17 protein-coding genes are annotated in these 19,888 nt (G+C 73.4%); 12 read left to right on the top strand and 5 right to left on the bottom strand.

Translation table 11 applies throughout. From position 1 onward, the window contains the following. Nucleotides 1-34: 34 nt before the first annotated feature. The 4 genes from BUE43_RS32215 (at nt 35) to BUE43_RS32200 (ending at nt 5,061) form a co-directional block, all read left to right on the top strand. Complete coding sequence (locus BUE43_RS32215) at nt 35-1,666, top strand: PucR family transcriptional regulator (RefSeq protein WP_073490141.1); 1,632 nt, start codon at nt 35-37, stop codon at nt 1,664-1,666. Between the two features lie 121 nt (nt 1,667-1,787). Beyond that, entirely contained in the window at nt 1,788-2,636 is an 849-nt protein-coding gene (locus BUE43_RS32210) for a nitrilase-related carbon-nitrogen hydrolase (protein ID WP_073490140.1), read from the top strand. 13 nt (nt 2,637-2,649) lie between these two features. Next, complete coding sequence (gene hydA, locus BUE43_RS32205) at nt 2,650-4,050, top strand: dihydropyrimidinase (protein WP_073490139.1); 1,401 nt, start codon at nt 2,650-2,652, stop codon at nt 4,048-4,050. Nucleotides 4,051-4,062: 12 nt separating this feature from the next. Next, nucleotides 4,063-5,061 (top strand): TIGR03842 family LLM class F420-dependent oxidoreductase, encoded by a 999-nt coding sequence (locus BUE43_RS32200; protein ID WP_073490138.1) that lies wholly within the window; start codon nt 4,063-4,065, stop codon nt 5,059-5,061. A 21-nt stretch (nt 5,062-5,082) separates the two neighbouring features. Here the strand turns inward: BUE43_RS32200 and BUE43_RS32195 are convergent, their stop codons facing one another. Then, nucleotides 5,083-5,919 carry a MerR family transcriptional regulator gene (locus tag BUE43_RS32195; RefSeq protein WP_073490137.1) on the bottom strand — a complete coding sequence of 279 codons (837 nt, stop codon included), beginning with the start codon at nt 5,917-5,919 and terminating at the stop codon, nt 5,083-5,085. A 112-nt stretch (nt 5,920-6,031) separates the two neighbouring features. Next, nucleotides 6,032-6,631: a short chain dehydrogenase gene (locus BUE43_RS32190; RefSeq protein ID WP_073490163.1), complete on the bottom strand. Its 600-nt coding sequence runs from the start codon at nt 6,629-6,631 to the stop codon at nt 6,032-6,034. Nucleotides 6,632-6,753: 122 nt separating this feature from the next. Between BUE43_RS32190 and BUE43_RS32185 the strand changes: the two genes are divergently transcribed. Next, nucleotides 6,754-8,433 carry an ABC-F family ATP-binding cassette domain-containing protein gene (locus BUE43_RS32185; RefSeq protein ID WP_073490136.1) on the top strand — a complete coding sequence of 560 codons (1,680 nt, stop codon included), beginning with the start codon at nt 6,754-6,756 and terminating at the stop codon, nt 8,431-8,433. 28 nt (nt 8,434-8,461) lie between these two features. Here BUE43_RS32185 and BUE43_RS32180 read toward each other — a convergent pair whose 3' ends face one another. Continuing rightward, entirely contained in the window at nt 8,462-10,066 is a 1,605-nt protein-coding gene (locus tag BUE43_RS32180) for an alpha/beta hydrolase (RefSeq protein ID WP_234996042.1), read from the bottom strand. 368 nt (nt 10,067-10,434) lie between these two features. Here BUE43_RS32180 and BUE43_RS32170 point away from each other — a divergent pair, with 368 nt between their 5' ends. The 7 genes from BUE43_RS32170 (at nt 10,435) to BUE43_RS32140 (ending at nt 17,433) form a co-directional block, all read left to right on the top strand. Next, on the top strand, nt 10,435-11,001 hold the full coding sequence (locus tag BUE43_RS32170) for a YceI family protein (protein ID WP_073490134.1): 567 nt from the start codon (nt 10,435-10,437) through the stop codon (nt 10,999-11,001). A gap of 170 nt (nt 11,002-11,171) precedes the next feature. After that, nucleotides 11,172-12,620 (top strand): sensor histidine kinase, encoded by a 1,449-nt coding sequence (locus BUE43_RS32165; RefSeq protein WP_083960401.1) that lies wholly within the window; start codon nt 11,172-11,174, stop codon nt 12,618-12,620. 17 nt (nt 12,621-12,637) lie between these two features. Then, nucleotides 12,638-13,282 (top strand): response regulator, encoded by a 645-nt coding sequence (locus tag BUE43_RS32160; RefSeq protein WP_073490133.1) that lies wholly within the window; start codon nt 12,638-12,640, stop codon nt 13,280-13,282. Nucleotides 13,283-13,434: 152 nt separating this feature from the next. After that, on the top strand, nt 13,435-14,847 hold the full coding sequence (locus tag BUE43_RS32155) for a purine-cytosine permease family protein (RefSeq protein WP_073490132.1): 1,413 nt from the start codon (nt 13,435-13,437) through the stop codon (nt 14,845-14,847). 449 nt (nt 14,848-15,296) lie between these two features. Beyond that, the gene (locus tag BUE43_RS32150; protein ID WP_073490131.1) at nt 15,297-15,731 is read left to right on the top strand and encodes a hypothetical protein; all 435 of its coding nucleotides are present in this window, start codon (nt 15,297-15,299) and stop codon (nt 15,729-15,731) included. 8 nt (nt 15,732-15,739) lie between these two features. Next, complete coding sequence (locus tag BUE43_RS32145) at nt 15,740-16,648, top strand: hypothetical protein (RefSeq protein ID WP_073490130.1); 909 nt, start codon at nt 15,740-15,742, stop codon at nt 16,646-16,648. Then, a complete protein-coding gene (locus BUE43_RS32140) occupies nt 16,645-17,433 on the top strand; it encodes an ESX secretion-associated protein EspG (RefSeq protein WP_073490129.1) in 789 nt (262 codons plus the stop codon). Before BUE43_RS32145 ends, BUE43_RS32140 begins: the two co-directional genes overlap by 4 nt. Before the next feature lie 103 nt (nt 17,434-17,536). On the opposite strand, the gene BUE43_RS32135 is transcribed toward BUE43_RS32140, so the two are convergent. Together BUE43_RS32135 and BUE43_RS32130 are read right to left on the bottom strand one after the other, a co-directional pair. After that, entirely contained in the window at nt 17,537-19,174 is a 1,638-nt protein-coding gene (locus BUE43_RS32135; protein ID WP_073490128.1) for an ABC-F family ATP-binding cassette domain-containing protein, read from the bottom strand. Nucleotides 19,175-19,597: 423 nt separating this feature from the next. Continuing rightward, nucleotides 19,598-19,888 (bottom strand): heterodisulfide reductase-related iron-sulfur binding cluster (locus BUE43_RS32130; RefSeq protein WP_143174534.1); only part of this gene is annotated, 291 nt, incomplete at its 5' end.

Here is a 19,888-nt window from a genome sequence, read left to right as displayed (position 1 = left end):
GGGCCGACTGGCGCGGACCGGGAGGGGGTGGCCGGTGTACCCCACGGTGGGCGAGATCCTGGCCCTGCCCGTCGTGCGGCGTGGCGGGCCGCGCGTGGCCGCGGGTTCGGCGGGGCTGGGAAACCGGGTCCGGTGGGCGCACGTGGCCGAGGTCGCGGACATCGCCCACCTGCTGCGGGGCGGAGAGCTGGTCCTGACCACCGGCATCGCGCTGCCCGGTGATGACGAGGGTCTGTCCCGGTACGTCGCGGACCTGGTGCGCGTGGGCGCGGCCGGGCTGGTCGTCGAGCTGGTCCGCCGCTGGCGCGCGGAGCCGCCGCGGGCGTTGCTGGCCAGCGCCGAACGGCACGGGCTGCCCCTGGTGACCCTGGCCAGGGAGACGCGGTTCGTGGCGGTGACCGAGGCGGTCATCGGGCTGGTGGTGGACCGCCAGGTGGCCGAGCTGCGCGCGGCCGAGCAGGTGCACGAGATCTTCACGGCCCTGACCGTCTCCGGCGCCGGACCCACCGAGATCCTGCGGGAGATCGCCCGGCTGGCCGGCCTGCCGGTGGTCCTGGAGACCTTCCACCACCACGTGCTCGCCTACGACGCGGCCGGGACGGACCCGGCGGAGCTGCTCGCCGACTGGACGGAGCGCTCCCGCGCGGTCACCCCGGCCGGCCGGACCGGCTACGACCCGGACGCCGGCTGGCTGGTCACGGTGGTCGGGGCCAGGGGCGACGACTGGGGCCGGCTCGTGCTGGTCTGCCAGGAGGACCCGCCGCACCGGCACGTCGTGGTGGCCGAGCGGGCGGCGTCCGCGTTGGCGTTGCACCGCCTGGTCACCCGGGACCGGGACACGCTGGAGCGGCAGACGCACCGCGCGCTGCTCGCGGAGCTGGTCGCCGAGGGGCCCCGCTCCGCCGACCTGCCGACGCGCGCCGCCGCGCTGGGCGTGCCGCTGGAGGGCCGGCGGCTGGTCGGGGCGGCGGTGCGGCCCCGCAGCACCGTGCCCACCACGCCGGCCGCCGCGCTGGCCACCCAGGAGGTGGTGCGGGACCTCGCCGAGGCCACCGCCCTGGCGGCCCGCCGGGCGAGGGTGCCCGCGCTGGTCGGCGTGGTCGACGACAGCACCGTGCACGTCCTGCTGGCCCCGGCGGCGCGGGCCGACGTGGAGCCGGCGCTCGACCGGTTCGCGCAGGAGGTGCACCGGGCGGCGGCGGGAACGCCGCGAGCGCTTCCCGTGGTCGTCGGCGTGGGCACCGCCGTGGACTCCTGGCCGGACGCGCGCCGCGCCCTCGGCGAGGCGGCGCACGTGGCCGACGCCGCGTCGCGGTCGCCCCGGACCCGGCCGTACCACCGGCTGGACGACGTGCGGCTGCGCGGCCTGCTGCACCTGCTGCGCGACGACGAGCGGATCTCCGCGTTCGTCGACCGGGAGCTGGGGGCGTTGTTCGCGCGGGAGGACGACCAGGGCGCGCGGTGGGTCGACGTCCTGCGCGCCTACTGCGAGCACGGGGGCAACAAGTCGGCGGCGGCCGCCGCCGTGCACCTCTCCCGCACCGCGTACTACCAGCGGTTGGACCGCGTCGAGCGGCTCCTGGGCGTCTCGCTCGACGACCCGGAGTCGATGCTGTCCCTCTACGTGGCGCTCCTGGCGGCGGAGGTGGCGGCGGGTCCGCCGTAGGCTGGCCCCGCCCTCCCGGCGGCCAGAGCCGGGCGGGGCTGAACACTCTGTTCGGTCGCCGGCCGAAACGCGCACACCCTGCCACTGCCGGTCCCGACCTTGGCGTGACCAGGATTCGCCAATGACCGAGGGAGAGATCGTCCGCGCCGGTCTCGTGCAGCAGCGGTGGACCGGCGACAGGGATTCGATGGTCGACAACGCGGTCGCGGCGATCGGGGCGGCCGCCTCGGCGGGCGCGCGGGTGGTGTGCCTGCAGGAGCTGTTCTCCGGCCCGTACTTCTGCCAGGTCCAGGACATCGACCACTACTCCGCCACCGAGCGGGTCCCCGACGGGCCGACGACGCGGCTCATGCGCGAGGTGGCCGAGCGGCACGGCGTCGTGCTGGTCGTTCCCCTGTACGAGGAGGAGCAGCCGGGCGTCTACTACAACACCGCCGCCGTGATCGACGCCGACGGCTCCTACCTCGGCAAGTACCGGAAGAACCACATCCCGCACCTGAGCGGCTTCTGGGAGAAGTTCTACTTCCGGCCCGGAAACCTCGGCTATCCCGTGTTCGACACCGCGGTGGGGCGCATCGGCGTCTACATCTGCTACGAGCGGCACTTCCCCGAGGGCTGGCGCGCCCTCGGCCTCGCCGGCGCGCGCATCGTCTTCAACCCCTCGGCCACCAGCCGCAGCCTGTCCGAGCACCTGTGGCGGCTGGAGCAGCCCGCGGCGGCGGTGGCCAACCAGTTCTTCGTCGGCGCGATCAACCGGGTCGGGGTGGAACCGTTGGGGGACAACGAGTTCTACGGGCAGTCCTACTTCGTCGACCCGCGCGGCCAGCTCGTCGGCCCGGCCGCGTCCGACACCGAGGAGGAGGTCGCCGTCCGGGACCTGGACATGGGACTGCTCACCGAGGTGCGCGACGTGTGGGCGTTCTACCGGGACCGCCGACCGGACAGCTACGAGCCGTTGGCCCGACCCTGAACGGAGGCCCGCCGTGCGCATCGTGATCCGTGGTGGAACCGTGCTGTCGTCCACCGGGGCGGTGGACGCCGACGTGCTCGTCGAGGGCGAGCGCGTCGCGGCGCTCGCCGTTCCGGGCGGGCTGGCCGAGTCCTGGCTGGCCGGCGCGGACCGTGTGATCGAGGCCGGGGGCAGGTACGTGCTGCCCGGCGGGGTCGACGCCCACACGCACATGGAGATGCCCTTCGGGGGCACGGAGTCCAGCGACACCTTCGAGACCGGGACCCGCGCGGCGGCGTGGGGCGGCACCACGACGATCGTCGACTTCGCGGTGCAGGCCCGAGGCGAGTCGCTTCAGTCCACTTTGGACAAGTGGCGGGCGAAGGCCGACGGGAACTGCGCGGTGGACTACGGGTTCCACCTGATCGTCTCGGACGTCAACGACGCGACGCTGAAGGAGATGGACGCCTGTGTCGCGGCCGGGGTGACCAGCTTCAAGATGTTCATGGCCTATCCCGGGGCCTTCTACGTCACCGACGGCGAGATCGTGCGTGCGATGGACAGGGCGGCCGACAACGGGGCGCTGGTCATGATGCACGCGGAGAACGGCATCGCGATCGACGAACTGGTCGCGCGCGCCCTGGCCGAGGGGCGCGCCGATCCCGTGCAGCACGGCCTCACCCGGCCCCCGGAGCTGGAGGCGGAGGCCGTGCACCGCGCGGTCACCCTCGCCAGGGTGACCAGGGCGCCGCTCTACGTCGTGCACCTGTCCTCGGCTCCCGCGCTGGACGCCGTGACGGCGGCCCGCGACACCGGGCAGAACGTCTTCGCCGAGACCTGCCCGCAGTACCTGTACCTGTCGTTGGACGACCTGGCCCGGCCGGGATTCGAGGGCGCGAAGTACGTGTGCTCACCGCCGTTGCGGCCCGTCGAGCACCAGGCTCCACTGTGGAGGGGACTGCGCACCAACGACCTGTCGCTGGTCTCCACCGACCACTGCCCGTTCTGCTTCGCCGAGCAGAAGGAGTTGGGGCGCGGGGACTTCTCCCGGATCCCGAACGGCCTGCCGGGGGTCGAGCACCGGATGGACCTGATCCACCAGGGCGTGGTGGCCGGCGAGCTGTCGTTGGCGCGGTGGGTGGAGGTGACGTCCACGACGCCGGCCAGGATGTTCGGGCTGTACCCCAGGAAGGGCGTGATCGCGCCCGGCGCGGACGCCGACATCGTCGTCTACGACCCGACCGCGCGGCAGACCCTGTCGGCGAGCACGCACCACATGAACGTGGACTACTCGGTGTACGAGGGCATGGAGATCACCGGCCGCGTGGAGACGGTGCTCTCGCGCGGGCGCGTGGTCGTGGATCGCGGTTCGTACCACGGGAGTCCGGGGCACGGTCGGTTCCTCGACCGGGCGTTGTGCCAGTACCTGAACTGAGGGGGAGGGGCCGTGGAGTTCGGTGTCGTGCTCCAGACCGATCCGCCGGCGCGCGCGGTCGTGGAGCGGATGAGGGTGGCCGAGGCCGGGGGTTTCGGCTACGGGTGGACGTTCGACTCCTGCGTCCTCTGGCAGGAGCCCTTCGTCATCTACTCGCAGATCCTGGCGAACACGTCGTCGTTGGTCGTCGGGCCGATGGTCACCAACCCCAGCACGCGGGACTGGTCGGTGACCGCGTCGCTGTTCGCCACGCTCAACGACATGTTCGGCAACCGCACGGTGTGCGGCATCGGGCGCGGGGACTCGGCGCGGCGGGTCATCGGGCAGCGCCCCGCGTCGCTGGCCACCCTCGCCGAGGCGATGCGGGTCATCAAGGAGCTGGCCGAGGGTCGGGAGGTCGCGCACCACGGGACGGCCGTGCGCATTCCCTGGGTGCGGGGCGGAAAACTGGAGATGTGGATGGCGGCCTACGGGCCGAAGGCGTTGCGGCTGGTGGGAGAGCAGGCCGACGGGTTCATCCTGCAGACCGCCGACCCGGACATCGCCCGGTGGACGATCGGTTCGGTGCGCGAGGCCGCCCGCGCGGCGGGCAGGGACCCCTCGGAGATCACCATGTGCGTGGCGGCTCCGGCCTACGTCGGCAATGACCTGGCGCGCCAACGCGACCAGTTGCGGTGGTTCGGCGGGATGGTCGGCAACCACGTGGCCGACCTCGTGGCGCGGTACGGGGCGGAGGGCCCGGTGCCCAGGGCGTTGACCGACTACGTCGAGGGTCGACAGGGCTACGACTACGCCCACCACGGCCGGGCCGGCAACCCGTCGACCGACTTCGTCCCCGACTCCGTTGTGGACAGGTTCTGCCTGCTCGGGCCGGCCGCCGCCCACGTCGACCGGCTCGCCGAGCTGGCCGAGATCGGCGTCGACCAGTTCGCGCTGTACCTGATGCACGACCAGGCCGACCGGACGCTCGCCAGCTACTCGGACCAGATCATCGGGCGCTTCCGCGCCTGACGCTCTCCGGGGATCGGCGACCTACCGGGTGGATGTGCTGGCCGAGGGGCGGAACGGGTACGCGACGTCGAGGACGTGGTCGTCGTCGGCGGCGCTTTCCCAGTTGGGGTAGTAGATCTCCCTCGCGGACGCGCTGAGGGCGAGCCCCTGTCCGTCCAAATAGGACGCCACCGCGTCGAAGGCGAACACCACGGCCGGATAGCCGCACTGCCGCCTGGTCAACTCCGTGTAGGCCTCCCGGTGCGCGGGCTCCCACCGCACTCCGACGCTTCCGGCGGGCTCCACCGGATCGGTTGTGGGCGCGCAGACCTCGACGACCGCGTCGGCGTCCTCGCTGACCATGCCGTGGTGGACGGCGAACAGAGGACCGGAGAGTGTGGCGTGGGCGGCCGTCAGGTGCGCGAACAGCGACTGGGTCGCCTCGGCCAGGAACGCCGGCAGTTCGCTGGCGGTGACGTGGCGTTGGAGGTGGAGCACCTTCTGCTCCGGCACGTCCCGCTGGTGGACCTCGTAGGTCGTGTCCTCATGTCCGGACAGGACGTGCCGGGCGTACGGCACGAGCGCGCGGCGGGCGGCGTGGTCGGCCTCGGCGCGGTCCCAGTAGGCGGTGACCGCGCGGGCGGCGGCCTCGCCGTCGAGCGCCAGCACCGCGGCGATCTCGGTGAGCGGCATGCCGAGGCCGCGGAGCAGCCCGATCCGCCGCGCCCGCTCCACCTGCTCCGGCCCGTAGCGCCGGGACCCGCTGGTCGGGTCGACGGACGCGGGGACCAACAACCCCCGGGCGTCGTAGAGGCGCAACGCCTTGTGGCTGAGCCCCGACCGGGTCGCGAGGTCGCCGATGCCGATCACGTCGTCCACAGGTCCACTGTGGACCCTGCCCCAGGGGCAGGGGCAAGTGGATCGGCCGGCCGGGGCGCCGCCTCGACACCAGACGCCTCGACACCAGACGTCCCGACGCGGGTCCGGGTGGTCAGCCGACGCGGTAGACCTGGCCGGTCTGGGCGCCCTCGACGGACTTGACGTAGGCCAGGGCCGCGCGGCGCGCGGGCACCGGCTCGAAGCCGGGGAAGAAGTCCCCGTACCTCTCGACCGACTCGGTGAGCACCGTGGGGCTGACGGCGTTGATCCGCCGTCCCTCCGGCAGCTCGATCGCGGCGGCCACGACGAAGGCGTCCAGCGCCCCGTTGACCAGGGAGGCCACCGCGCCGGTGCGGATCGGGTCGTGCGCGAGCACGCCGCTGACCAGCGTGAAGGACCCGCCGGGCGTCACGGCGGCGACGCCCCTGCGCACCAGCTCGACCTGTCCGAGCAGCTTGTCGGCCGTGCCGGCGCGGAAGTCCTCGTGCGTCAGCTCGGTGAGCGGGCGGAACGGCACCGCGCCCGCGGTGCTCACGACCGCGTCGACCCGGCCCACCGCGCGGTAGAGCGCGTCGATCGACGCGACGTCGGTGATGTCGACCGAGTGGTCCGCGCCCGTGCGGGACGCGGTGACGACCTCGTGGCGGTCCCGCAGCGCGGCGTGCACGGCGCTGCCGAGCGTGCCGGAGGCGCCGACCAGCAGAATCCGCATCCTGTCCTCCCCGTCGTGTGTCTCCACAATTTCGTTCGCGACGGTAACTTATGCGTGCGCATGGAGTTGGCGGGGTGTGGGCGACGCGATATTCGGTTTGTCCCGAGTGCTGGACTGGACTCATGGGCCATGTCGAGCTCCAGCGCGTTGGCTTCGCGCTACCCGACGGCAGACCGCTGCTCGACGACGTCTCGCTCCGGGTGGGCGAGGGCGCCAAGACGGCTCTCATCGGCCCCAACGGCGCGGGCAAGACCACGCTGCTGCGGATCGTCGCCGGAGATGTGGAACCGCACGAGGGCGCGGTGACCCGCTCCGGCGGGCTGGGCGTCATGCGGCAGTTCGTCGGCCACTTCCGGGACGACTCGACCGTGCGCGACCTGCTCGTCTCGGTCGCGCCGCCCCGGGTGCGCGTCGCGGTCGCCGCGCTCGACGACGCCGAGCTGGCCATGATCGAGCGGGATGACGAGGCGACCCAGCTCCGCTACGCGCAGGCGCTGGCCGACTACGCCGACGCCGGCGCGTACGAGGCGGAGGTGCTCTGGGACCAGTGCACGACCGCCGCGCTGCACGCGCCGTTCGACCGGGCCCGGTTCCGCGAGGTGCGGACGTTGTCCGGCGGTGAGCAGAAACGCCTGGTGCTGGAGGCGTTGCTGCGGGGCCCGGACGAGGTGCTGCTGCTCGACGAGCCGGACAACTACCTCGACGTGCCGGGCAAGCAGTGGCTGGAGGAGCGGATCCGCGAGACCCCCAAGACGGTGCTGTTCGTCTCGCACGACCGCGAGCTGCTGGCGCGCGCCGCGAACCGGGTCGCCACCCTGGAGCTGGGCGCGGCGGGCAACCGGGTCTGGGTCCACGGCGGCGGCTTCGCCAGCTACGAGCAGGCGCGGCGGGACCGGTTCGACCGGCTCGGGGAGCTGCGCCGACGCTGGGACGAGGAGCACGACAAGATCAGGACGCTGGTCATGACGCTCAAGCAGAAGGCGGCCTACAACGACGGCATGGCCAGTCGGTACCAGGCCGCGCTCACCCGGCTGCGCCGGTTCGAGGAGGCGGGGCCGCCGGAGGAGGTGCCCAGGGAGCAGCAGGTGCGCATGCGCCTGCGCGGCGGGCGCACCGCCAAACGCGCGGTCGTGTGCGCGGACCTGGAGCTGACCGGCCTGGTCGCGCCGTTCGACCTGGAGGTCTGGTACGGCGAGCGGGTCGCCGTGCTCGGGGCCAACGGCTCGGGCAAGTCGCACTTCCTGCGGCTGCTCGCGGCCGGCGGCAGCGACCCGGAGCCGGAGCACCGGCCGGTGGGCGGGATCGAGATCGCCCCGGTGGCGCACGCGGGCTCGGCCCGGCTCGGGGCCAGGGTCCGGCCGGGCTGGTTCGCCCAGACCCACGAGCACCCCGAGTACGCCGGTCGCACCCTGCTGGACATCCTGTTCCACGGCGACGAGCGCCGCGCCGGCATGCCGCGCGAGGAGGCCAGCCGTGCGCTGGCCCGCTACGAGCTCGTGGGCGCGGCCCAGCAGGTGTTCGACAGCCTCTCCGGGGGACAGCAGGCGCGGTTCCAGATCCTGCTGCTCGAACTGGCCGGCGCGAACCTGTTGCTGCTCGACGAGCCCACCGACAACCTGGACCTCGTCTCCGCGCAGGCGCTGGAGGACGGCCTCGCCGCGTTCCAGGGCACCGTGCTGGCCGTGACGCACGACCGGTGGTTCGCCCGGTCGTTCGACCGGTTCCTCGTCTTCGGCGCGGACGCGCGCGTGCGGGAGAGCGACGGCCCGGTGTGGAACGAGGAGCGCGCCGAGCGCCGGTGACCCGGGCCGCCCGGCGCGCCGCGCCGGCTCACCTCGGGTCGAACGGGCCCCGGTCGACGCCGCAGGTGGCGTCCGGTGGGGGCAGGGTCCCGCTGACGAGGTAGTCGCGCCGGACCCGTTCCGAGCAGGTGCTCGGCACGAGCATCGTGCTGTGCCCGGAGCCCTCGACGACGAGCAGCCGCGCTCGCGCGAGCTGGTGGAGCCCGTCCCGCGCGCCCTTGAGCGGGGTGGCGGGGTCGAACCTGCTGTTGACGACCAGGATCGGGTTGGCGGTGTGCCGCTTCCACGGTCCGGGGTAGGGCCGCACGGCGTGGGCCGGCCAGGACGCGCAGCTCATCATGTTGAACACGGCGATCCGACCGAAGCGGGGGACGCGGGCGTCCTCGGTCTCCGCGAGTCGGCTGTAGGTCGCCTCGTCCCTGGGCACGACGCTGTCGGCGCACTGGATCGCGTGGAACGCCTCGGTGCGGTTGTTCAGGTACGGCTCGTCGCCGCCGGCCGGCGCCTTCGGCGGAGCGGTGGGCTGGTCAGGGGCGTCGTGGAGCCGTTGCAGCGTGGTGGCGATGCCCGGCCAGTCGTCCGGTGCGGAGAGGTCGGCCGCCAGGTTGACCAGCCGCGAGTACGTGTAGGTCGTCGCGGTGCCGTCCGGCTCCGTGATGGTGATCGGGGCGCGTCGGGCGCGGTCGGCCAGCGTCCGCCACTTCGCGTGGACGTCCCCGGCGGAGAAAGCGCAGCGGGGGCCGGCCTTGGCGCACTCGCGGAGGAAGGCGTCGAAGGTCTCGGCGATGCCGGTCGCCACGTCCTGGCGCGCGTCCACCGGCTTGGTGGCGCCGTCGGTCCCGTGCCCGGTCGCGTTGCCCCGGAAGTCCATCGACCCGTCGAAGACCAACGCCCGAACGCGACCGGGGAACAGGTTCGCGTAGACGGCGCCGACGTAGGTCCCGTACGAGATGCCGTGGTAGGTCAGCTGCCGTTCGCCGACCGCGCGGCGGAGCAGGTCGAGGTCGCGCGCGGTGTTGACAGTCGTCATGTGGGGCAGCAGGCGCTCCGCCCGTTGCTGGCACCGGTCGACGAGCTCGCGGGACCGCGCGTAGAACGCCGGCTCGCCGGCGGGGTCGCCGGGCATCTCCGGGAACGAGGCGAAGAACGCCTGCTGCTCGGCGCTGGTGGCGAAGCAGCGCACGGGCGAGCTGCGGCTCACCGCGCGGGGGTCCCACGACACGAGGTCGAACCGCGCCCGCAGCTCCTCGGAGAACAGCCAGGGCCAGCGCGCCCGGCCGCGCAGACGGTCCACACCGGACGCTCCCGGGCCGCCGAAGTTGACGAACAACGAGCCCACCCGCCGCCCGGGGTCGGTGGCGGGCAGCCGGATCACGGCCAGCTCGACGTGCTCGGCGGCCGGTCGCCGGTAGTCCAGCGGGACCTTTGCCCGCGAGCACTGGAAGCCGTCGCCGCAGTCGGACCACGACAACGCCGGTGTCGGCGCGGCGTCGGCGAGCGCGTCCACCGCCTCCGTGGAGCCCGCGACGACGCCGGGGGCGAGCCCGAGCGCGCAACTGACAGCGGCGAGGACCGCGCCGACGCGCGCGGCGATCCGCCCGCGCCGGGCCGGCGGATGGGGAGGAACAGGCACGTGAACACCTCCGAGCTCGACGCGCGGCCGGGCGCCGGCCGTCGTCAGGATCATCGCGCGGAGCCGGGACGAACGTGACGAAGAAGTCTCTCCGGCCGCGGACTCTTTTGCGGAGCGCTTCGCTCCGTTATTTTCGTTCCCGTGGCGCACGCGCGGCCGGGCGCGGTGAACGCGCTGGTCCCGCCCTTGATCGACGATCAGGAGCTGGCCGGCCGGGCGGCAGGGCGGCGGCCGGCGAACGGGCCGAGGATCGCCCGGAGCGCGGCGGGTCCGACCCCGGTCCGGACTCCGAACCGACACCGGCCGGCCGGGCGCCACTCCCGGTGCAAGACGTGAACTGACTGTGTGAACCACTGAGGAGAGCCCGAGTGACCACCGATTCGCTTCCCACCACCGCCTCCACCACGCCCGCCCCCGGCCGGTGGGTGGTCGACCCGACGCACTCCAGCGTGGAGTTCGTGGTGCGGCACCTGTTCAGCCGCATGCGGGGACGGTTCAACGACTACGAGGGCGTCGTCGTGATCGACGAGGACCCGAGCCGGTCCACGGTCGAGGCGGTCGTCCGGACCGGCTCGGTCGACACCGCGATCGCCGCGCGCGACGAGCACCTGCGCGGGGAGGAGTTCCTCCAGGCCGACCAGTTCCCGGAGATGCGGTTCCGGAGCACGGGGGTGCGGCTGACCGGCGATGACCGCGGCGAGATCGACGGCGAGCTGGAGATCCGCGGCGTGACCAGGACCGTGACCCTGACCGTCGAGCACCTGGGCACCGCCGGCGACCCGTGGGGCGGCACGAAGGCGTGCCTGTCCGCGTACACCGAGATCGACCGGGAGGAGTTCGGCGTCAGCGGCAACAGCCCGCTGCCGGCTGGTGGGCTGCTGGTCGGGCGCACGGTCCGGATCGAGCTGAACGTGGAGCTGACCCAGGAGGCCTGAGCCCCGCGTCGTCCCCCGCTCGCGGCCGTCGTGACCAGCCATCCTGCGGAAACCCGGAAATTCGGGTCGGGGAAAACCCCGGGTCGGAAAGGGTGTTTTCCGGATGGGCAACCCGCCGGCGCTCCGGCAGGCTGAGCAGGCGAACACCACTAGCCAGCCTGGAGACGACGATGAGCGCGGCCCTGCCCACCCAGTCGACGGCGCCCACAGCGTCGTCGGGGTCGTCGGCGCCGCCCCAGCCACTCGTCGTCGACATCGGCCGCTGGCTCGCCGGCGCGGGAGCGCGTCTGCTGCGGGCCCCGTTCCACCGCCGGGCGGGCGCCGAGTTCCTCTACCTGGTGATCGGCGTCCCGCTCGCGGTGCTCGGGTTCGGCTACGCGCTCCTCACCGTCGGGCTGGGCTTGGTCACCGGGATCACCTCGCTCGGGATGCCGTTGCTCTCGGCGGGCGTGCGGGGCGCCCGCCGCCTCGGCGGTGTCCACCGTGGACTGGCCCGCAGGTTGCTGGGGGTCTCGGTCGCGCCGCCCCGGCCGCTCGTCGGCGGCCGGGGCTTCCTGGGCTGGGTGGGGGCCGGGCTGCGGGACACCGCTGGCTGGCGCGCGATGGCCTACCTGGCGGTCAAGCTGCCGGTGGCGCTGGTGATGATCGCCCTGTCGGTCGTCTTCTGGGGCTACGGCCTGTTCTTCACCAGCTACCTGGGCTGGTGGTGGCTGCTGCCCGACGGACAGCGGCTCGGGCTGCCCTGGGCGAGCACGGAGGTCGACAGCTGGCCCAAGGCGCTGGCGCTCGCCGGCGTCGGGGCGGTCCTGCTCCTGGCCGCGCCCTGGGTCACGCGCGGGGTGCTGGTGCTGGACCGGGTGCCGCTGCGCGGTCTGCTCGGCCCGACAACGCTCAGCGAGCGGGTCCGCGACCTGGAGGAAGCGCGGTCGCACGCGGTCGAGGACGCCGCGGCGAAGCTGCGGCGCATCGAACGCGACCTGCACGACGGGACGCAGGCTCGGCTGGTGGCGCTGGCGATGAAACTGGGCATGGCCAAGGAGGCGCTGGACAGCGCGGCCTCGGACACCGCGGCGCTGGACACCGCGGCACCGGACACGGAGGCACTGGGCACCGCGGCGCCAGGCACCGAGGGCGGGCGGACCGACCTGGCCCAGGCCCGACTGCTGGTCGACCACGCCCACCGGGGCCTCAAGGACGCCCTCACCGAGCTGCGCGACCTGGTGCGGGGCATCCACCCCCCGGTGCTCGACAGCGGTCTGGACGTCGCGCTGGCCACGTTGGCGGCCGACAGCGCCCTCCCGGTCCAGCTCCGCGTCGAAGTGCCGGACCGCCCCTCGGCCGCGATCGAGACCATCGCCTACTTCTGCGTCGCCGAGCTGCTCACCAACGTGGCCAAGCACAGCGGAGCCCGCCGGGCGGCGGTGGACGTGGCGCAGCGCGACGGGCTGCTCCGGGTGCGGGTCGAGGACGACGGGGTCGGCGGCGCGGCCCCGGGCGGCTCGGGCAGCGGGCTCGCGGGGCTGGCCGACCGGGCCCGTACGGTGGACGGGCGAATCCAGGTCGACAGCCCGGTGGGCGGCCCCACGGTGGTCACCGTGGAGCTGCCCTCGCACACCTGAGGGAGGACCGGCAGACCATGCGCATCGTGATCGCGGAGGACTCCGTGGTGCTGCGGGACGGGCTCGTCGAGCTGCTCACCCGGCGGGGGCACGAGGTGGCCGCCTCGGTCAGCGACGGCGACGCGCTGCGCGAGGCGGTGGCCGAGCACCGCCCCGACGTGGTCGTGGTCGACGTCCGGATGCCGCCCACCCACACCGACGAGGGACTGCGGGCGGCGATCGCGCTGCGCGCCGAGCACCCCGGCCTCGGCGTGCTCGTCTTCTCCCAGTACGTGGAGACCCGGTACGCCGCCGAGCTGCTCTCCGCGCGGTCCGAGGGCGTGGGGTACCTGCTCAAGGACCGGGTGGCCGACGTGCGGGACTTCGTCGACGCGCTGACCAGGATCGCGGCGGGGGAGACCGTGCTCGACCCCGAGGTGGTGACCCGGCTGCTGCGCGCCAGCGCGCGGTCGTCGACGGTCGAGACGCTGACCGCGCGGGAGCGGGACGTGCTGGCCCTGATGGCCGAGGGGCGGTCCAACGCGGCGATCGCCAGGGAGCTGTCGCTCAGCGGCGGGTCGGTGGAGAAGCACGTCACCAACATCTTCGCGAAGCTGGGCCTGCCGCCGTCCGAGGACGACCACCGCCGGGTGCTCGCCGTCCTGCGCTACCTCCGGTCCTGACCGGCGTCGGCCGGTCCTCGCCGCCCGTAGCCGACATTCCGGACCGTCCCTGGTCCGGGTCTGGGATGCGAGACGGCAAGTGAGCCACGCCACTTCCGTTCGGGTGTCGCTTGGTCCGGAATGGACCTTCATCCGAGTGAGGGAGGTGCGTCATGGCCGGTGACGTGGCGTGGGAGGTCGAGCGGCGGTCCATCGACCCGGTTCCGGAGTCGGAGCGACACGGACACCCCAGCAGTCTGTTCAGCCTGTGGTTCGCGGCGAACATGCAGATCACCTCCGCGGTCACCGGGGCGTTGACCGTCGTGGTCGGGCTGCACCCGCTGTGGGCGATCGTGGCGGTGGTGCTGGGCAACGCGGCCGGTGGCGTCCCGATGGCGTTGCACGCCGCGCAGGGCCCCCGGCTGGGCGTGCCGCAGATGATCCAGAGCCGGGCGCAGTTCGGCGTCTTCGGGGCGGCGCTGCCGCTGGTCCTGGTCGTCCTGATGTACCTGGGCTTCTTCGCCAGCGGCAGCGTGCTGGGCGGGCAGGCGGTCGCCGGCGTCACCCGGCTGCCGGTCGACCTGAGCATCGTGCTCTACGCCGGGCTCTCCGCGCTGATCGCGATCGTCGGCTACCGGTTGATCCACCGCTTCGGCTGGGTGGCCTCGGCCCTGTCGGTCGTCGTGTTCGTCTACCTGTCCGTGCGGCTGGTGACGACCAGGGACGTCGGCGCGGTGCTCGCCGCGCCGCACCTGGACTTCCCCGCCTTCCTGCTCGCGGTGTCCCTGACCGCCTCCTGGCAGCTGACCTTCGGCCCGTACGTCGCCGACACCTCCCGGTACCTGCCGTCGTCGACCTCGGTGCGGGCGGCGTTCTGGTGGACCTACGGCGGAACCGTGCTGGGCGCCGGATGGGCGATGTCGTTCGGCGCCCTCGCCTACGCCGTGGCGGGCAGCGCGTTCAAGGGGAACGAGGTCGCCTACATCGTCGGCCTCGGGCCGGAGGCGCTGGTCGTGCCGTTGTTGCTGGCCGTCGCCCTGGGCAAGTTCACCGTCAACGTGCTCAACATCTACGGCGGCTCGATGTCGGTGGCCACGACCCTCACGGCGTTCACCCGCCGGGCCGCGCTCTCGCGGCCGGCGCGGATCTCCTACATCGTGTTCGTCGCCGTCCTCGGCTGCGCGGTGGCGATTCTCGGGCGCGGCGACTTCCTGCGGAACTTCGTGTTGTTCCTGGAGTTCCTGCTCTACTTCCTCACCCCGTGGAGCGCCATCAACCTCGTGGACTTCTACGCGGTCCGCAAGGAGCGGTACGACTTCGCGGCGATCTACGACCCGGACGGCGTCTACGGCCGGTGGTGCGTGCCGGCGTTGGCGGCCTACGCGTTGGGCGTGCTCGTCCAGATCCCGTTCGCCAACGTCCCCGGGGTTTTCACCGGTTTCGTCGCGCCAGCGCTGGGCGGAGCCGACGTGGCGTGGCTCCTCGGGCTCGGCGTCTCGGGGTTCGCGTACTGGCTCGCGATGCGCGGGAAGCCGGTGCCCGGCATCGATTCGGCACAGCCGGAAACGGCGCCGGAACGGGCGTGACGCCTCGGGTGCGCGCCTTCACCCCGAAGCCAGGCGAGGGGCCGCGGCGGAATGCGGCGCCGCCGGGAGGAGAGGAGCGCCGAGCCCGCCCCTCGCCCCCCAATCACGAGTAGCCCTGTCGGTGGGCGGGAAAACTGCTCCTACTGTCACATCTCTTTTCGTACGTGTGCAGCAATCGGGACGTTTTTGCGAAGAGAGTGTTCGTCCACCGCGTCGACTTCGTCATCCCAGTCGTTCACTGGGCACCAGCGGTGGATCGGAGCGACGGGGGCGATGTGCGCGCCAGACCCGGTCAGGCCAGCGGTTTCGCCGCCGCCGGCCGGGTTTGCCCATCGCATTCCGTCCAATCGGGTGATCGTGGGGAGGCACCCCCGTTGCGAACACTTGCAGTGAGGAGCTTGATACGGTCAGTGTTGTCGTCCCGCGTCGACATCAAGGGGGAAGTACGCGTGACGTGCCTCGAATCCGGTGACCGGAACGGCCAGAACGACTCGGACTCCCCGCCGGGTCCGGGGCGGACGCTCTGCGTGCGCCGCGACAACGTCCTGCACGCCCGGGCGGTCCTGCTCCGAGAGGCGAACGAGCTCCGGGCGTTCCTGACCGTCATGGCCCGTGGCCTGGAGATCCCGCCGCTGGCCGACGACCTGGTGTCCCGCGACGCCGCGGCCGCCTTCACGCACCGGCTGCGGGACGCCGACGACTCGTACTTCATGCGATGTTGGCAGTACACGGACAACCTCCTCGCCGCGGCGGCCGAACTCGCCACCGTCGCGCGGAAGTACGGCTACACGGAGGCGGAGATCGCCGCGTCGTCCCCGCTGTTCGCCGGGCGGTCCGCGGACGACGGCGCCGAGGCGTTCCTCGCGGCGACCGTCGTGGAGTAGGGGGTCTCGTGGACGGGCCGGAGATTCGGTTCCACCGGTTCGAGGGCTTCTCGTTGCGGGAGAAGCACGACTGGTTCCGCTCGGGGCCGGGAGCGGGAGCTCTGCGCGCGGCCGATCTCGCGTTACGGGAGATCGGCCGGCGGATGGCCGCGTCGGACGCCGTGCTGCGGGCCGCGTTCCGGGAGATCGGCTCGGAGTGGCCGGCACCGGTGGCCGGCGTCCTGGCGTCCGCGCTGTCCGGGGACCCGGCGTGGGCGAGGGACCTGGCGGACGCCGGGGCCGGCGTCGGGAGCGGGGACGCGAGCGGGGCCTCCCGGGCCAGGCTTCGCGATCTCGCTGACCGGTTCGACGAGGTGACCGGCGGCGTGGAGCCCGTCGAGACGGCCGCCTGCCTCCTCGGCGAGAACGGCGCGGCGGGTCTGCGGGGGTTCGCCGCCGTGGCCAGCGGACGCACCGACCTGGGGGAGGCGGCGCGGCGGAACCGCGCCCGCGACAGCGCGGCGAACCTGGCCCTGCAGACGTACGAGAACGCGGTTCGTTCCGATCTCAAGGCCATCCCCTCGGCGCCGGCGGCGCCACCGCTGGTCGTGGTGGCCGTACCCGACGACCAGTCCCACGACCTCGGTGACCAGGGCGCGACGCCGGACCGGGGCGACTGTCCCGTTCGGCGCTCCGCCGCGCTCCGCGAGGTGATCCAGCCGCCCGAGGAGGATGACGCGCCGTCCCGTCCCGGCCTCCCGGATCGTCGGGTCGTGCGCCACCGCGACCAGGCAGACCGCGGCGCGATCCCGACCCCGACCCCGGTCTCGGGCGGCGGCCGGCGGGGCGCCGCACCCGGCGAACCGGGCCCCGGGGAGCCGGCGCCCGCCGTCACCCCGACGACCTCGGGCCGACCCCGCCGGGTGGCCCGGCCGTGACCGGCGTCGGCGGCGCCGCGTCGATGGTGCTGACGGCCGCCGAGATGGACGTGTGCTGGGAGTACCTCCGGCTCGGCGAGTCCCCGCCCCAGCTCGACCTGCCCAGCCCCGGCCGGACCTGGGAGGAGCGACAGCGGGTCAGCACCCACGCCCTGACCGCCCTGCGGGAGCGGGGGCTCGCCGACCACCGGGGCCCGGTCACCGACCTGGACCACGCCCTCGACCTGCTGGCCCACTGGCACTGGTCGGTCGACGCCCACCTGTGGCTCGACCAGCTCGTGCGGGCGGTCGCGGCCGTGCGGGGCGAGGTCGGGGCGCTGGCCGTGCGCGTCGGGAACGACGTGCGCCTGACCATCCTGCGGGACTACCGCGTGGTGGACGAGCTCGTCGCGTTGGCCGGACCGGTTCCGGCCGGCCCCGGCGACGCGCTGTCGGTGCGGGCGGAGGTCTTCGACGCGGCCGTCGACGCCTGCGCGGACGATCCCCGCGCGCTCGCGGAGAAACTCGCCGAGCGGGGCGAGTCCGTGACCACCGCGCGGGCCCTGGTGCGCATGCTGGAGGGGGTCGGCTGGTTCGGGCAGTTCGGCGCGAGCGTGGACGACGCCTACGGGCCGTCGCGCCGCGCCCCCCGGGTGGTCGGGTTCCACGACACGGCCAGGGGGCGCTACGCCCAGGTCCGCCGGCTCCACCGGGATGGCGCCCGGCTGACCGTGGCGCCGGCCGGGCACCGCCGGCTCGTCACCCAGATCCGGGAACTCCTCGACGAGATCGAGTCCGGCGACTGACCGCTCCGTCGCCCATCTGTCTACAGTGGACTGTGGACTGAGGGCTGGGGGTGGCCCCGGCTCCGCCGCCGCGTCGCCAGGACCACCCGCCACCGCCGGCGGTTCAGGCGTCCGGGGGATCGATCTCGCGGAGCGCGCCGTCCCGCAGCTCCAGCCAGCGGGTGACGCCGATCGCCGACAGGAACGCGCGGTCGTGGCTGACCACGAGGAACGCCCCCTCGTAGGCGTTGAGGGCGCTCTCCAACTGCTCGACGCTGACCAGGTCGAGGTTGTTGGTCGGCTCGTCCAGCAGGAGGAGGCGCGGGGCGGGCTCGGCGTTCAGGACGCAGGCCAGCGTTGCCCGCAGGCGTTCCCCGCCGGACAACGCCGCCACCGGGAGCCGCACCCGGTCGCCGGTGAAGAGGAACTGGGCGAGCCGGTGCCGGAGCTGGGTCTCCGACAGCTCCGGGGCGAACCGGCGCAGGCTCTCGTGCACCGTCCACTCCGGACGCAACAGGTCCAGCCGCTGCGACAGGTGCGCCACCCGGCCCTCCGCCCTGCGGATCGTGCCCGAGTCCGGCGTGAGCGTCCCGTGGACGAGCCGGAGCAGCGTGGACTTGCCGGCGCCGTTGGGGCCGACCAGGGCGACGCGCTCGGGACCGCGAACGGACAGGTCGAAGCCGTCCTGACCGAACACGCGGGGCACAGCGCCAAGACCGACGTTGACCGCCTCGCAGGTCAGCACGGTGCTGCCCGCGGGAACCCTGGTGGCGGGCAGGGCGACGGTGATGCGGTCCTCGTCCCTGATCCGCTGGCTGGCGCTGGCCAACCGGGTCCTGGCCTCGGCCACCCGCTGGGCGTGCACGTCCGCCGAGCGCCCGGCGGACTCCTGCGCCCTGCGCTGCAACGTGCCCGCGACGATCTTCGGCAGGCCCATCGACGCCTGGTTCCGCCGCGCGTTGCCCGCCCGGCGCTCGGCGCGCTCCCTGGCCTCGCGCTCCTCCCTGCGCTGGCGCCGCAGGTCGGCCTGCGCGGTGCGCACGGCCTGCTCGGCGGCCTCCTGCTCCCGCTGGACCGCCTCCTGGTAGGCGGTGAAGTTCCCGCCGTGGAGCTGGACGGAGTCCGGGCCGAGCTCGGCCACCCGGTCCATCCGGTCGAGCAGCGCCCGGTCGTGGCTGACGACCAGCAGGCAGCCCCGCCACTCCTCCACCACCGCGTACAGCCGCTCGCGGGCGTCGAGGTCGAGGTTGTTGGTGGGCTCGTCGAGGAGGAGCACGTCGGGCTGCCGGAGCAGTTGCGCCGCAAGGCCGAGCGAAACCGCCTGGCCGCCACTGAGTGTCCCCAGTGGACGGTCCAGGTCGACGTCGGCCATGCCGAGCCTGGCCAGCGCGGCGTGCGCGCGGTCCTCGATGTCCCAGTCCGAGCCGACGATGGAGAAGTGCTCCTCGGCGGTGTCGCCGGACTCGATCGCGCGCAGCGCCGCGAGGACGGGGGCGATCTCCAGGACCTCCGCCACGGTCCGGTCCATGACCAGCGGCAGGGTCTGCGGCAGGTAGGCCAGCTCGCCCTGGACGGCGACCGAGCCGGCGGTCGGGGCGAGCTCGCCGGCCACTAGCCGCAACAATGTGCTCTTGCCGGCGCCGTTGGGCGCGATCAGACCCGTGCGGCCGACGCCGACGGCGAAGGACAGGTCGGTGAACAGCGGGGTGTCGTCGGGCCAGTGGAAGGTGAGGTGGGTGCAGACGATGGCGGGATCTTGCATGGCGTCCTCGCAGTGCGGGCAGGCGCGGGTGGACAGCGCCAGCGGGGGAGGGGCTGGACGGGGGGGGCCATCGCCGACAGCGCCGCACCGGCGCGCGCCTGGACGTCACGAGTGGCGGACGTCAGAGGTCAGGGGCGGAACGGGCAGCGGCGACGACCGGTGCGCGGATGACCGGAACCAACACCGGCGCGTGATCGCGTTCTCGGTGCGGACGCGCGGGGCGTCACGAGTTCCAGGACCGCGGAACTCCCGGAATCACTCCGAGATGTCGTCCTCGCTGATGAGCACGTGCTGCTCCCAGATTCGGCTACAGCCTGACGTTGGAAAACCCTAGCAACGCCCGTCAACCCGTTTTCCCCGGAACGCCGAAGGGCCGCGGCCGGTGTCCCGGCCGCGGCCCTCACGGTCGCGTTCGCCCTGGCGTCAGTCGCCGGCGGTCGCCTCGGCGACCTCGGCCGGCTTCGGGCTCTCCTGGCCGCGCTTGACGGCGGTCAGGAGGAGCTGGGCGACGTCGAGCACCTCGACGCTCTCCGGTGCGGCCTTCTCGTTCTGTCGTGTGGTGAGTCCGTCGGTCATCATGACCCGGCAGAACGGACACCCCGTGGCGATCTTGGACGGCCCGGTGCCCAACGCCTCGTCCACCCGTTCCAGGTTGATGCGTTTGCCGACCCGTTCCTCCATCCACATCCGCGCCCCACCCGCACCACAGCACAG

Origin of the sequence: Streptoalloteichus hindustanus (assembly GCF_900129375.1) — a bacterium.
Lineage (GTDB): Bacteria > Actinomycetota > Actinomycetes > Mycobacteriales > Pseudonocardiaceae > Streptoalloteichus > Streptoalloteichus hindustanus.
This window is presented reverse-complemented; position numbering and strand designations above follow the sequence as displayed.

Bases quoted from the DNA above. Each gene is read 5' to 3' on its own strand.
- BUE43_RS32190 (WP_073490163.1), bottom strand. From the start codon at position 6,631: ATGCGGATTCTGCTGGTCGGCGCCTCCGGCACGCTCGGCAGCGCCGTG.
- BUE43_RS32185 (WP_073490136.1), top strand. From the start codon at position 6,754: ATGGGCCATGTCGAGCTCCAGCGCGTTGGCTTCGCGCTACCCGACGGC.
- BUE43_RS32165 (WP_083960401.1), top strand. From the start codon at position 11,172: ATGAGCGCGGCCCTGCCCACCCAGTCGACGGCGCCCACAGCGTCGTCG.
- BUE43_RS32135 (WP_073490128.1), bottom strand. From the start codon at position 19,174: ATGCAAGATCCCGCCATCGTCTGCACCCACCTCACCTTCCACTGGCCC.
- BUE43_RS32210 (WP_073490140.1), top strand. From the start codon at position 1,788: ATGACCGAGGGAGAGATCGTCCGCGCCGGTCTCGTGCAGCAGCGGTGG.
- BUE43_RS32160 (WP_073490133.1), top strand. From the start codon at position 12,638: ATGCGCATCGTGATCGCGGAGGACTCCGTGGTGCTGCGGGACGGGCTC.
- BUE43_RS32155 (WP_073490132.1), top strand. From the start codon at position 13,435: ATGGCCGGTGACGTGGCGTGGGAGGTCGAGCGGCGGTCCATCGACCCG.